The organism is Stenotrophomonas sp. GbtcB23, assembly GCF_019091045.1.
In the GTDB taxonomy this organism is placed as follows: Bacteria; Pseudomonadota; Gammaproteobacteria; order Xanthomonadales; family Xanthomonadaceae; genus Stenotrophomonas; species Stenotrophomonas rhizophila_A.
This window is the reverse complement of the sequence record NZ_JAGXKC010000005.1, coordinates 93,281-106,348: the sequence shown is the minus strand read 5'-3', so window position 1 is coordinate 106,348 and position 13,068 is coordinate 93,281. Positions and strand designations below refer to the sequence as shown.

12 protein-coding genes are annotated in these 13,068 nt (G+C 67.1%); 6 read left to right on the top strand and 6 right to left on the bottom strand.

Features of this window, described 5'->3' with window-relative positions:
• The first annotated feature begins 14 nt into the window (after positions 1–14).
• On the top strand, positions 15–368 hold the full coding sequence (locus KVS69_RS03765; protein WP_068849300.1) for a DMT family protein: 354 nt from the start codon (positions 15–17) through the stop codon (positions 366–368).
• Positions 369–371: 3 nt separating this feature from the next.
• Here the strand turns inward: KVS69_RS03765 and KVS69_RS03760 are convergent, their stop codons facing one another.
• The 5 genes from KVS69_RS03760 to KVS69_RS03740 all read right to left on the bottom strand — a co-directional run bounded on the left by KVS69_RS03760 (position 372) and on the right by KVS69_RS03740 (position 5,658).
• Positions 372–1,271 carry a DUF6607 family protein gene (locus KVS69_RS03760; protein WP_254622011.1) on the bottom strand — a complete coding sequence of 300 codons (900 nt, stop codon included), beginning with the start codon at positions 1,269–1,271 and terminating at the stop codon, positions 372–374.
• Between the two features lie 125 nt (positions 1,272–1,396).
• Positions 1,397–1,954 (bottom strand): Hemin transport protein, encoded by a 558-nt coding sequence (locus KVS69_RS03755; protein ID WP_217537016.1) that lies wholly within the window; start codon positions 1,952–1,954, stop codon positions 1,397–1,399.
• Positions 1,955–1,959: 5 nt separating this feature from the next.
• Positions 1,960–4,161 (bottom strand): TonB-dependent hemoglobin/transferrin/lactoferrin family receptor, encoded by a 2,202-nt coding sequence (locus KVS69_RS03750; RefSeq protein WP_302675359.1) that lies wholly within the window; start codon positions 4,159–4,161, stop codon positions 1,960–1,962.
• 161 nt (positions 4,162–4,322) lie between these two features.
• Entirely contained in the window at positions 4,323–4,520 is a 198-nt protein-coding gene (locus KVS69_RS03745; protein WP_068849295.1) for a hemin uptake protein HemP, read from the bottom strand.
• Positions 4,521–4,683: 163 nt separating this feature from the next.
• Positions 4,684–5,658, bottom strand: a complete 975-nt coding sequence (locus KVS69_RS03740; protein WP_217537013.1) for an aldo/keto reductase — start codon at positions 5,656–5,658, stop codon at positions 4,684–4,686.
• A gap of 203 nt (positions 5,659–5,861) precedes the next feature.
• Between KVS69_RS03740 and KVS69_RS03735 the strand changes: the two genes are divergently transcribed.
• From KVS69_RS03735 to KVS69_RS03720, 4 genes are all read left to right on the top strand, one after another.
• The gene (locus KVS69_RS03735) at positions 5,862–7,160 is read left to right on the top strand and encodes a nucleoside transporter C-terminal domain-containing protein (protein WP_068849291.1); all 1,299 of its coding nucleotides are present in this window, start codon (positions 5,862–5,864) and stop codon (positions 7,158–7,160) included.
• Between the two features lie 25 nt (positions 7,161–7,185).
• Positions 7,186–8,142 (top strand): ribokinase, encoded by a 957-nt coding sequence (locus KVS69_RS03730; protein ID WP_068849289.1) that lies wholly within the window; start codon positions 7,186–7,188, stop codon positions 8,140–8,142.
• A 434-nt stretch (positions 8,143–8,576) separates the two neighbouring features.
• Complete coding sequence (dusB, locus tag KVS69_RS03725; RefSeq protein ID WP_093536202.1) at positions 8,577–9,569, top strand: tRNA dihydrouridine synthase DusB; 993 nt, start codon at positions 8,577–8,579, stop codon at positions 9,567–9,569.
• A 40-nt stretch (positions 9,570–9,609) separates the two neighbouring features.
• Entirely contained in the window at positions 9,610–10,434 is an 825-nt protein-coding gene (locus KVS69_RS03720) for a methyltransferase domain-containing protein (protein ID WP_068849287.1), read from the top strand.
• Positions 10,435–10,535: 101 nt separating this feature from the next.
• On the opposite strand, the gene KVS69_RS03715 is transcribed toward KVS69_RS03720, so the two are convergent.
• The gene (locus KVS69_RS03715) at positions 10,536–11,579 is read right to left on the bottom strand and encodes a metal-dependent hydrolase (RefSeq protein WP_217537011.1); all 1,044 of its coding nucleotides are present in this window, start codon (positions 11,577–11,579) and stop codon (positions 10,536–10,538) included.
• 257 nt (positions 11,580–11,836) lie between these two features.
• On the opposite strand from KVS69_RS03715, the gene metK reads away from it, so the two are divergent.
• On the top strand, positions 11,837–13,048 hold the full coding sequence (gene metK / locus KVS69_RS03710; RefSeq protein ID WP_068849283.1) for a methionine adenosyltransferase: 1,212 nt from the start codon (positions 11,837–11,839) through the stop codon (positions 13,046–13,048).
• Positions 13,049–13,068: the final 20 nt, after the last annotated feature.

Sequence of the window (13,068 nt, the reverse complement as noted above, 5' to 3'; positions counted from 1 at the left end):
TGAGAATGCCCGCGATGCCCGGCACGTCGTTCACCGCTTACCTCTACCCCGTGTTGCTGCTGCTGGGCAGCAACATCTTCATGACCTTCGCCTGGTACGGCCACCTCAAGTACAAGAGCGCGCCACTGATGATGGTGATCCTGGTCAGCTGGGGCATCGCCTTCTTCGAGTACTGCCTGCAGGTGCCCGGCAACCGGCTGGGCAGCGCGGTGTACTCGGCCCCTCAGCTGAAGGGCATGCAGGAAGTGATCACGCTGGTGGTGTTCGCGGTGTTCTCCGCGTTCTACCTGGACCAGCCGTTGAAGTGGAACCATTACGCCGCGTTCGGGTTGATCGTGGTGGCCGCGTTCCTGATGTTCAAAGAGTGAGCGTCATTCGGGCGCTTTTTCCACCCACTGCCTGAACACCGCGTCGATCTGCGCGTCCTTGACCTGCTTGCCGTCCTGCAGGTCCTGCGCCTGGGTGAACAGCGGAATGATCATCGCCATGCCATCCAGCTTGGTCTTCAGGTGTACGCCCGGCGCCTGGCCGAGGAAACCGTCCCAGCGTGCGCGCACCTTGGCCCAGTAGTCCGCCGTTGCGGCCCAGTAGTCGTAGGCCGGTTTGAAATCGACCTCGGTGGTGCGGTTGTAATCGTTGAAGCCGAACTCACGCGCGATCTCCTGCTGGCTGCCGCCGGCGCCGCGCAGGATCTTGGTGTTGAACTGTTCGTGGGTCCAGCCGTTGGAGGTGAGCGTGTGCCGGTTGATTACCGCCAGCGCGTTGTAATCGCTGCGGCGGGTGTATTCGCGGCGCGGCAGTGGCCGCCAGCTGAGGTCGCTGGTCCAGGTGGCCACGCCGTTGCGGTAGTCCCACCGGCCGGTGCCGCAGTAGCGCGGGGCATCGCTGACTTCATACACGCACTGGGTCCACGCGCCGGCGTTCACCGCCGGATCGATCGCACGCACCTGCCAGGTCTGGTCGGCGCTGAACTCGAACCGGTTCGGCGCCTCGTACACCCAGTCCTGCCGCCAATGCTTGGTCACGTGGCCGCTCTTGCCGTCCACCAGCAGGTGCTGGAGCACGATCCGCTTCGGGCTGTCCTCGACCACGATCACCACTTCGTTGCCGCCGCTGCGCACGGCCGGTGCGCGCTCATAACCGGGCTGGAGCAGCACGGTTTCATCGAAGGCGAAATCGACGATGTACTCGCCCTTCATGGCCAGGATGCTGGCGTGGTCGCGTTGCAGGTGGGAGGGCTGGGCGTGGGCGATGCCGCTGGCGGCAAGCAGCGCACACGCAACGCCTGCGCAGGCGCGTAGCGACACGCCATGCGTGTCCTGCGTGGTGCCTGGCGCTTGCGTGGGACACGCATGGCGTGTCGCTACGGGGTTCAGGTTCATCGATGGTGCTGCCTTCAGGAGGAAAGGTGGAAGAGCGGGGCCACGTTGGCGTCGTCGACCCACAGTTCGCCGTCGGCACCCTCGACCCGCGCGATCCGGCGCGCGGCGGTGGCGCCCGGCGCGGAAAGGGAGGCGACGCTGGCGGCCAGTGCCTGGCCGTTGCGCGCGTGCAGGCGCAGCGCGCACATGCGCCAGGGCTCGCCGCCCAGGCGCGTGGCCAGCCGGCGCCACAGGCGCTCGGCCACGCCGCCCTCATTGGCCGGCTCCGGGCGCGCCGGGAACGCCGATACCAGGCGGTCCCAGGCCAGGAAATCGCTGTCCGGCAGCAGGTACAGCCGCCAGCAACAGCGTCCGCGCGCATCGGAGAAACACAGGCTCTCGCGGATGCCTTCGCTGTCCATGCCCTGGCAGGCATGGGCCGAAACGGCATGTTTCCACCCGCCCAGCTCGCTGCTTTCGGGGCGGTACAGACACAGCACCGTGCCCAGTGCCGCCAGCTGTTCCGGGGATGGCAGCTGGCCAGGGCGCAGGTACCGGTCTGGGGTTCGCAGTGCGGAAAGGGCTCGGCTCATGATGGCTACCAGCTCACGGCAAGGCTGGCCGAGACGTTCCGGCCAGGGTTGGTGTAACGGTCGATCACCGTGCTGCTGGAGGCCAGCGCGGAGGTGATCGCGGAGTAATCGATGTAGGTGCGGTCGCCGAGGTTGAACACGCCGACATTGATCCTGGCGCCGGGGGCGAAGTCCCAGTGCGCCACCAGGTCCAGCACCCCATAGCCGGCCGGGCGGAACGCGGTAGCGCTGGCCATGCGGTCCTTGCGCCTGGCGAACGTGCCCAGCAGCTCCACGCCCCACGCATCTCGGTCGAAGGCGACGCCGAGCGTGCCGCGCAGCGGATCGATCGAGTCCAGCGGCACGTCTTCGGTCTTGTCCTCCCCGCGCGACCACGCTACCGCGCCGTTCAACGACCAGCCGGCCAGCGCGGTGCTGAGTTCGCCGAACTCGACCCCGGCCTTCAGTTCAGCACCGTAGATTTCCGCGTCGGCGATGTTCTGCGACTGGAACACGATCAGCCCCTGCGGGTTGATGCCGACCTGGCGCTGCGACTCGATGAAGTCCTTGTAGTCGTTGTAGTAGCCGCTCAGGCTGACGTACGCGGCCTTGCTGACATAGCGCAGGCCCAGTTCCAGGCCATCACTGGTTTCAGGCTTGAGGTCGGGGTTGGGAATGGCGGTGTAACCGAACATCACGTTGGTGAAGCCCAGGTTGACGTCTTTGTACGGCGGCGAGCGGAAGCCGTGCGAGTAGCCGGCGAACAGCGACCAGTCATCGGCGAAGCGCCACACCATGCCCAGCTTCGGCGACACGCTGGTCTTGGTCAGGTCCGATACCGGCATGCCCGGGTTGTCGGCGGCGAAGATCGGGTCCACGTCCGGGCGCAGTTCGTAGTGGTCCACGCGCACGCCCGGCACCAGCGAGAAGCGGCCATCGGCAAAGCGCATTTCGTCCTGCACGTACAGGCCGAGTTCGGTGGTTCTGCTGATGGGGAAATCGCGCACGGGGAACGCATCGGGCAGGATCGTGGTGCTGGTCTGGCCGTTGGCCAGGACCTGGTAGCCGTCGCGCTTCTGCCGCGTTTCGGTCCAGGTGCCATCGAAACCATAGGTCAGCGCGTGCTCTACCGCGCCGGTCTGCAGCGCCTTGTGGAAGACCGCCTGCAGACCGTACACGCGCTGGTCGAAGTTGAATTCACGGTGGCGCGTGCTGCGGTTGGCACGCTGCTCATCGGTACGCTGGGTGGTTTCGCTGTCCTGGCGGTACAGCTGCCAGGACAGGCTGTCGGCGAAGCCGGCGGCCAGGTTGTCCATCTCGTGCGCGAACGACACCCGCGCGCGGGTCTGGTGGTCGCGCGCCTGCATGCCGGTGGTGGTGGCGTGGTCGATGGCCGACAGCACGTCGGTGTCCACGCTGTCTTCGTTGCCTTCCACCGTCAGCCGGAAGCGCTGGTCTTCGCTCGGCGCATAGACCAGCTTGCCGAGCACGCTGCGGCCATCGCGGTCCTGCGGGTTGGCGGCGGTGCGGGTGCGGTCGCTGCTGCGCACATCGCCCATGCTTTCGGTTTCCTGGCCCTGGCGATGGTTGACGTTCACCATGCCGCTCCAATGGTCGCCGCCAAAGGCGGTGGTGGCGCTGCCCAGCAGGCCGTTCCATTCGCCGTCATAGCCGAATTTCAGGCCGACGTAGCTGTTTTTACCGTCCTTGAGGTAATCGGCCGGGTCCTTGGTGACGAAGGCCACCACTCCGCCCAGTGCATCGGAGCCATACAGCGCGCTGGCCGGGCCGCGCACGATCTCGACCCGCTTGAGCGTTTCCAGGTCGGTGAAGTTGCGGTTGGCGTCGGAGAAGCTGCCGATGCTGAAGGCCTTGGGCATGGCGATGCCGTCGGTCTGGATCAGTACGCGGTTGCCATCCAGCCCGCGGATGCGGAACCCGCCCAGGCCGAAGCGGGCCGGGCTGCTGGTCACCGAGATGCCCGGCTCGTAGCGGACCAGGTCCTTGATGCTGCGCACAAGGTGGTCATCCAGCTGCTCGCGGTCGATCACATCAACGGTGGCGGCCACGTCGCTGAGCGCACGTTCGGTGCGGGTAGCGGTGACCTGCACGCGGTCGAAGTCGCGCGCGTCGGCACCGGCATCGGGGGTGGCAGGGGCAGCCGCGTGGGCCGCGGCCATGGGCAGCGCCAGCCACAAGGCAAGGCTCAGGGCGGTAGGACGGGTCATGTGGGTGTGCAGGGTCGGCTGGACGCGGAAGGAGACCCCCGACAGACGCCAGGGACCAAGCGGTCGCAGGCGACGTGCCGAGGGGGAGAGAGCAGTGAAGGCGGCAGGCCTGGGGAGCGCATCGCGGCCGCGCGAATGCACCCCGTGGGGGAGGCGGGCCGTTACTTGGTGAGGATCAGCTTGTCGTTGCTGGTGTGGCGCAGACGATAGAAGCGGTCGCCGTGCTGGATCAGGATTTCGCGGCGACCCTTCAGCAGGGCCTCGCTGTCGATCACTTCTTCGGCCGGAACGGCGCGGACCGGGCGGTCGCGCAGGGTCAGCGTTTCGGGGCGCAGCAGTACAGCGGCTTGAGTGTTCATTGTCTGGACTCGTGCGAGGGACGAGTTAGATGATAATGATTCTCAGTTCACAATCAACAACCATTCTCATGTTGATTGATGAAATTAATGATCGATTTTTGGAAATCGATTGATGCCGCCTATCGGTAGAGCCACCCAGGGCGTGGCTCTACCGGCCGTCAGGTCACGGCGCGAAGACCGCCTCCACCCTGCTCCAGTCCGCTTCGGCCACCTGCTCCAGCACCTCGAGGGCGCCCAGGTTCTGCTCCAGCTGGCTGACCCGGCTGGCGCCGAGGATCACGCTGGAGACGTTCGGGTTGCGCAGGCACCAGGCGATGGCCAGCTGCGCCGGCGACTGGCCCAGCTCGGCAGCCAGCGCGCTGTAGGCGCGCACCTTGTCCAGCCGGGCCTCGGCCGAATCGCCCAGCACCAGCTCGCGGAGCCAGCCCATCTGGGCCTGGCCCAGCCGCGAATCCGGATCGAACCCGCTGTTGTACTTGCCGCTCAGCAGCCCCGAGGCCAGCGGCGAGAAGATCGTGGTGCCCAGCCCCGGGTCGGCGTACAGCGGCGCGTACTCGCGCTCCACCCGTTCGCGGTGCAGCAGGTTGTACTGCGGCTGCTCCATCGTCGGCAGGTGCAGGTGGTGGTGGCGCGCCACGTCCACCGCTTCCTGGATCTGCGCGGCCGACCACTCCGACGTACCCCAGTACAGCACCTTGCCCTGCCGGATCAGCGTGTCCATGGCCAGCACGGTCTCGGCGATCGGGGTGTCCGGATCCGGCCGGTGGCAGTAATACAGGTCCAGGTAGTCCACCCGCAGGCGCTTGAGCGCGGCGTGGCAGGCATCGGTCACGTGCTTGCGCGAGAGGCCGTGCTGGGTCGGCCGGGGCTCGTCCACCGCGCCGAAGAACACCTTGCTGGACACGCACACCCCATCGCGGGGCAGGCGCAGGTCGGCGATCACATCGCCCATCACCTGCTCGGCGCGGCCGCGCGCATAGCCCTCGGCGTTGTCGAAGAAGTTGATCCCGTGGTCCCAGGCACAGGCAACCAGGTTGCGGGCCTCGTCACGGCTGATCTGGTCGCCGAAGGTGACCCAGGCCCCGAAGGACAAGGCCGACAGCTTCAGCCCGGACGAGCCCAGGCGGCGGTAGTGCATGCGTTTTCTCCTGCTGGATGGCTGCGCCAGGACACCGGGGCGCGGCCGGAATGAGTCGCATCAGTGTATCGCCCGGCGGGCCCGAACCCCTGTGGATACTTGCCCGATCGCGGCCGATCGGCCCCCGCACGCTGCTTTTCCTTGCCCCGCCCCTGCCGCTGCTCTAGGCTTCCCGTTTTTCGCGGCGCCCTAGGGGAAGTCTGATGGTCGAAGGTTTGGGCAGGATTGGCTTCGGCCTGTTCGGGTTGGCAGTGCTGATCGGCATCGCCTGGCTGTTCTCGAACAACAAGCGTTCCGTCGACTGGCGGCTGGTGATCACCGGTATCACCCTGCAGATCGCCTTCGCCGCGGTGGTGCTGCTGATGCCCGGTGGGCGCGAAGCGTTCTCGCTGCTCGGCGACGGCTTCGTCAAGGTGCTCAGCTTCGTCAACGAAGGCTCGCGCTTCATCTTCGGCAGCCTGATGGACACCAACCAGTTCGGCTTCATCTTCGCCTTCCAGGTGCTGCCGACGATCATCTTCTTCTCTGCGCTGATGGGGGTCATGTACCACCTCAACGTGATGCAGCTGATCGTGCGCGGCATGGCCTGGGCGATCACCAAGGTGATGCGCGTGTCCGGCGCCGAAACCACCAGCGTCTGCGCCAGCGTGTTCATCGGCCAGACCGAAGCGCCGCTGACCGTGCGCCCGTACATCGCCAAGATGACCCAGTCCGAGCTGATCACCATGATGATCGGCGGCATGGCGCACATCGCCGGCGGCGTGCTGGCCGCCTACGTGGGCATGCTGGGGGGCAACGACCCGGTGCAGCAGGCCTTCTACGCCAAGCACCTGCTGGCCGCCAGCATCATGGCCGCCCCGGCCACCCTGGTGGTGGCCAAGCTGCTGGTGCCCGAAACCGGCACCCCGCTGACCCGCGGCACCGTCAAGATGGAAGTGGAGAAGACTTCCAGCAACATCATCGACGCCGCCGCGGCAGGCGCCGGCGACGGCCTCAAGCTGGCCCTGAACATCGGCGCCATGCTGCTTGCCTTCATCGCCCTGATCGCCCTGCTCAACGCCCCGCTGACCTGGTTCGGCGAAATCACCGGCCTGCAGGCCATGATCGGCCGCCCGACCGACCTGTCGACCATCTTCGGCTACCTGCTGGCCCCGATCGCCTGGGTGATCGGCACCCCGTGGGCCGATGCCACCACCGTCGGCTCGCTGATCGGCCAGAAGGTGGTCATCAACGAGTTCGTCGCCTATTCCAAGCTCTCCGAAATCGTCAACGGCCAGGTCCCCGGCGTGTCGCTGTCGGCTGAAGGCCGCCTGATCGCCACCTACGCCCTGTGCGGTTTCGCCAATTTCAGCTCGATCGCCATCCAGATCGGTGGTATTGGTGGGCTGGCACCGGAACGCCGCCACGACCTGGCCAAGTTCGGCCTGCGGGCCGTGCTGGGCGGTACCATTGCCACCTTCATGACGGCGACCATCGCCGGCGTGCTGACGCATTTCAGCTGATATCCGTTCCCGAGAAACAGTCTTTATGAGTAGCAGTGTCGTCGTAGTCGGTTCCTTCAACGTGGATCATGTGTGGCGTTGCGAATCGCTCCCGGCCCCGGGTGCGACCATCGCCGGCCGCTACAGCACCGGCCCCGGCGGCAAGGGTTTCAACCAGGCCGTGGCCGCCCGCCGTGCCGGCGCCCCGACCACGTTCCTGTGCGCCCTCGGCGATGACGCCGGCGGCGCCATGGCCCGTGGCCTGGCCGAACAGGACGGCTTCGCCCTGAGCGCCGAAGCCAGCACCGAGCCCACCGGCACCGGCGGCATCTACGTCGACAGCCGCGGCCGCAACACCATCGTGATCGGCCCCGGCGCCAATGCCGCGCTCAGCACCGCCTACATCGACCAGCAGCGCGCGCTGCTGGCCGGGGCCAAGGTCGTGCTGGCCCAGCTCGAATCCCCGGTTGAAACCATCGAAGCGGCCCTGGCCATCGCCCGCGAAGCCGGTGCCACCACCGTCCTCAACGCCGCCCCGGCCGACGCGCCCTCCAGCATCGGCCTGCTCAAGCTTGCCGACGTGCTGACCCCCAACGAAACCGAATTCGCCGCCCTGCTCGGCCGTCATGTCGGCGAACGCGTCGACGCCGACGACGTGGCCGCCCTCGACGGCGCCAGCCTGCACGCCCTGTGCCGCAAGCTGGTCGGCAACGGTACCGTCGTGGTCACCCTCGGCGCCGTCGGCGTGTTCGTCTCGCACGCCGAAGAGAACCTGCGCGGCGACACCCAGCCTTACTACCGCGTAGGCGCCGAACAGGTCCAGGTGCTCGACACCACCGGCGCCGGCGACGCCTTCAACGGCGCCCTCGTCGCCTCCCTGGCCCAGGACCCGGACGCCGCCTTCGCCCGCCACGTCCGCTTCGCCAACCAGTTCGCCGGCCGCTCCACCGAAAAGGAAGGCGCCGCCGTAGCCATGCCGCATTACACGCCCGCGGACGTGTAAGACAGCACGACCAACGGTCGTGCTCTACCAAAAACCGGCGCGAAAGCGCCGGTTTTTTTGGCCTCTGCATTTGACGTTCGTACCGTCACCGACAATGTCTCAAAGGCAGGTCGGGGTGGGTTTGCGGGGGTGTGAGCGGCATGGATGCCGCGACCAAGCCCCCATGGATGGGTTTACGGCGTCCCCCGCAAACCCACACCGACCTGCCAAGCCGTGAGACCCGGCAGAGCCGACGCCGTTGACGTTGACGTTGATCTTGCTTTTTGCCGCAGCTAACCCCCAACCATCCCGCAGCCATGAGGGCGCGGGAAGCAACCGTCAAGCATCTGCTCATGCCCGTACGGCATCAGGGCCTTCCGGATCGGCCTGAATGTGGGGCCGGATCGCAGGGGTCTGCTTGGTTGCCGGCCATGGGCCGGCACTACAATGCCCGCATGCAGATTGGTCCCTACAACATCCAGCCCAACGTGGTGCTCGCCCCCATGGCCGGCGTCACCGACAAACCGTTCCGGCTGCTGTGCAAGCGCTTGGGCGCGGGTCTGGCTGCTTCGGAAATGACCATCTCCGATCCGCGCTTCTGGACCACCCGCAAATCCATCCACCGCATGGACCATGCCGGCGAACCCGACCCCATCAGCGTCCAGATCGCCGGCACCGAACCCCAGCAGCTCGCTGACGCCGCCCGCTACAACGTCGACCACGGCGCCCAGATCATCGACATCAACATGGGCTGCCCCGCCAAGAAAGTCTGCAACGCCTGGGCCGGCTCCGCCCTGATGCGCGACGAAGACCTCGTCGCCCGCATCCTCAGCGCCGTCGTCGGCGCCGTCGATGTCCCCGTTACCCTCAAGATCCGCACCGGCTGGGACTGCGACCACCGCAACGGCCCCCGCATCGCCCACATCGCCGAAGACAGCGGCATCGCCGCACTCGCCGTGCATGGCCGCACCCGCGACCAGCATTACACCGGCAGCGCCGAATACGAGACCATCGCCGCCATCAAGGCCGCCCTGCGCATCCCCGTGATCGCCAACGGCGACATCGACTCCCCGCAGAAAGCCGCCCACGTGCTCGCCCAGACCGGCGTCGACGCCGTCATGATCGGCCGCGCCGCACAGGGCCGCCCCTGGATTTTCCGCGAAGTCGCCCACTACCTCGCCACCGGCACCCTGCTGCCGCCGCCCAGCCTGCACGAAGTGCGCGACATCCTGCTCGGCCACCTGCATGCCCTGCACGACTTCTACGGCGAACCCCAGGGCGTGCGCATCGCCCGCAAGCACCTTGGCTGGTACGCCAAGGACCGCCCCGAGAATGCCGCCTTCCGCGCCGTCGTCAACCGCGCCGAAGACGCCGCAGGCCAGATCGCCCTGACCACCGACTACTTCACCGCACTGGCCGCCGGCGAACCGCTGTCCTCCGCCGCCTGATCCCCCCATCGCCGGGCCTGCCCCGCGCCACGTGACCGCCATGACCCCGATTGCCGCCCCCACCTACCTGCACGGCTTCTCCAGCACCGAACAGCATCGCCTGGTCACCCAGGCACGCCTGCTGGAATCGTCCATCTTCAACAACATCGACTACAGCGGCGCCCAGCGCCTGCTTGAAGTCGGCAGTGGCGTTGGCGCGCAGACCGAGATCCTGCTGCGCCGCTTCCCCGAACTGCACGTCACCGGCGTGGACCTCAGCGAAACCCAGCTGGCCACCGCCCGCCAGAACCTCGAGAAAACCCCGTGGTGCAGCGAGCGCTACACCCTGCTGCAGGCCGACGCCGGCAACCTGCCGTTCGGCGCGCGCGAGTTCGATTCAGCCTTCCTGTGCTGGGTGCTCGAACACGTGCCCTCGCCCGCCCGCGTGCTCAACGAAGTGCGCCGCGTGCTGGTGCCCGGCTCGCCCGTCTACGTCACCGAAGTGATGAACGCCTCGTTCCTGCTCGACCCGTACTCGCCGCACATCTGGCGCTACTGGATGGCCTTCAACGACTTCCAGTACGACCACGGCGGCGACCCGTTCGTCGGCGCCAAGCTCGGCAACCTGCTGCTGGCCGGCGGCTTCCGTGATGTCCACACCGAGATCAAGACCATCCACCTGGACAACCGCGAACCGGCCCGGCGCAAGACCATGATCGCCTTCTGGGAACAGCTGCTGCTGTCGGCCGCCGACCCGCTGCTGGAAGCCGGCCTGGTGGACCAGGAAACCGTGGACGGCATGCGCCGCGAGTTCAGCCTGGTGCAGAACGACCCGAACGCCGTGTTCTTCTTCTCGTTCGTGCAGGCCCGCGCGACGGTTTACTGAAAGAATGGCGGCTGCTGCTGACGGTGGTAGAGCCGACTGTCAGTCGGCTGCCCGCCGGCGCGCTGCGCGCAGCCGACTGACAGTCGGCTCTACCCGTTGGCTTACCGGCCCTGCGTCTGCGGGGCGTGCCAGATGCGTTGCCACATCGCCCCGAGGCGGCGCTTGGCGCGGGCCCGGCCCTGCTCGCCGTCGTACGCCGGGCGCAGCTGCTCGGGCGGGATCGCCACCCAACGCTCGCCCTCCGCACGTGCCACCGCGAAGGTGAAGGTGTAATCCGGTTCCAGCCCCATGCGCAGGTCACTCAGCTGCAGCTGGCCATCGACCACCTGCGCGCGCATGAAGCCCCGGTTGAACCAGTTCAACCGGGCAACGGCGGGAATGTGCGCGGCCTGGCGCAGCGCCTGCACGTTCGAGGGGAAGCCGCGGAACGTCATCGGGCCCCTGTCGGCCACCAGCGAGCGCTCGCCGATCACATAGCCGCTGGTCGTCATCGCCACCACCTGCCACAGCAGCGTGTTGAACGGCGTGGCGACCGAGAACCGGGGCGCATCGCCCAGCCCCATCGCCGCCAGCGCACGGTCGGCTTCGCGGTCGACCTGGTGCTTGGCCAGCAGCGACCAGCCCAGGTAACCGGTGCTCAGCACCAGCCCCGCCAGCAGCGCCTTCTGCGCCAAGGGGCGGCTGCGCGCAAACCATGCCACCGCGCAGCCCAGCAGCAACCACACCGTGTACAGCGGGTCGATGATGAAGACGCTGGACCACATCGTCGGCGGCGGGGTGAACGGCCACCACAGCTGGGTGCCGTACACCGTGAACGCATCGAGGAGGGGATGGGTGATCAGCGCCAGCAGGATCGCCCAGAACCAGCGCGCGGGTGCCTGCGCCACGCGGCCGTGACCAAAGCGTTTGAAACCCCACCAGATCAACAGCGCCACCCAGGGCAGCACCAGCAGCGAGTGGCTGTAGCTGCGGTGCTCGGTCATCAGCGCCACCGGGTCGGTGGCGGTGAAGGCCAGCAAGAGGGCATCCAGGTCCGGCAGGGTGCCCAGTGCGGCGCCGGCAAGCAGCGCGGCGCGGCGGTGGCCGGCAGGGGCGATGGCGGCGGCGACGGCGCCGCCCAGAACGATCTGGCTTAGGGAATCCATCCGGCGATGGTACGGGACGGCAGCGGGTTTACGGGTTCAGCCGGGCGCAGGGGCATGGCGCGCGGGTTGGGCGGCGTTGTCACGCTGGTGGAACACTGGGCCCCGAGGCTGGGGGTCAATCGCGCTACGGCGGCCTTTCACGGTGGGCACGCCGGCTTAACCACGGGCAACCCCCGCTGGGCCACAATGCAATGGCGCGACTTGCCGTGTATCATTCGCGCCCATCTTTCCATCCGAATCAAAGGATATTACGCCTGATGTCCAGCTACCTGTTCACCTCCGAATCGGTCTCCGAAGGCCATCCGGACAAGATTGCCGACCAGATCTCCGATGCGGTGCTGGACGCGATCCTTGCCCAGGACCAGCGCGCCCGCGTGGCCTGCGAAACCATGGTCAAGACCGGCGTGGCGATCGTGGCCGGTGAAATCACCACCTCCGCCTGGATCGACCTGGAAGCGGTGACCCGCAAGGTGATCCTGGACATCGGCTATGACAGCTCCGACGTCGGCTTCGACGGCGCCACCTGTGGCGTGCTGAACCTGATCGGCAAGCAGTCGCCGCACATCGCCCAGGGCGTGGACCGCAAGAAGCCCGAAGAAATGGGCGCTGGCGACCAGGGCCTGATGTTCGGCTATGCCACCAACGAGACCGACAGCTACATGCCGGCCGCGATCCACCTGTCGCACCGCCTGGTCGAGCAGCAGGCCAAGATCCGCAAGAAGAAGAACTCGCCGCTGTCGTGGCTGCGCCCGGACGCCAAGAGCCAGGTCACCCTGCGCTATGAAAACGGCGAAGTGTCCGCCATCGACGCCGTCGTGCTGTCGACCCAGCACGCCCCGGGCATCAAGCAGAAGGACCTGATCGAGGCCGTCCGCGAAGAGATCATCAAGCCGGTGCTGCCGGCCAAGTGGCTGCACAAGGGCACCAAGTTCCACATCAACCCGACCGGCAAGTTCGAGATCGGCGGCCCGGTGGGCGACTGCGGCCTGACCGGCCGAAAGATCATCGTCGACACCTACGGCGGCTGGGCCCGTCACGGTGGTGGCGCGTTCTCGGGCAAGGATCCGTCCAAGGTCGACCGTTCGGCGGCTTACGCGGCCCGTTACGTGGCCAAGAACGTCGTGGCCGCCGGCCTGGCCGACCGTTGCGAAGTGCAGGTCTCCTACGCCATCGGCGTGGCCGAGCCGACCTCGATTTCGGTCACCACCTTCGGCACCGGCAAGATCAGCGATGACAAGATCGAAAAGCTGATCCGCAAGCACTTCGACCTGCGCCCGTACGGCATCATCAAGATGCTGGACCTGATCCACCCGATGTACCAGCAGACGGCGGCCTACGGTCACTTCGGCCGCAAGCCGAAGGACTTCAGCTACCTCAACGCTGCCGGTGAAACGGTCAACGCAACGGCCTTCTCCTGGGAGAAGACCGACCGCGCCGCCGCCCTGCGCGCCGATGCGAAGCTGAAATAAGGGCCACCCGCCCGCGCAGC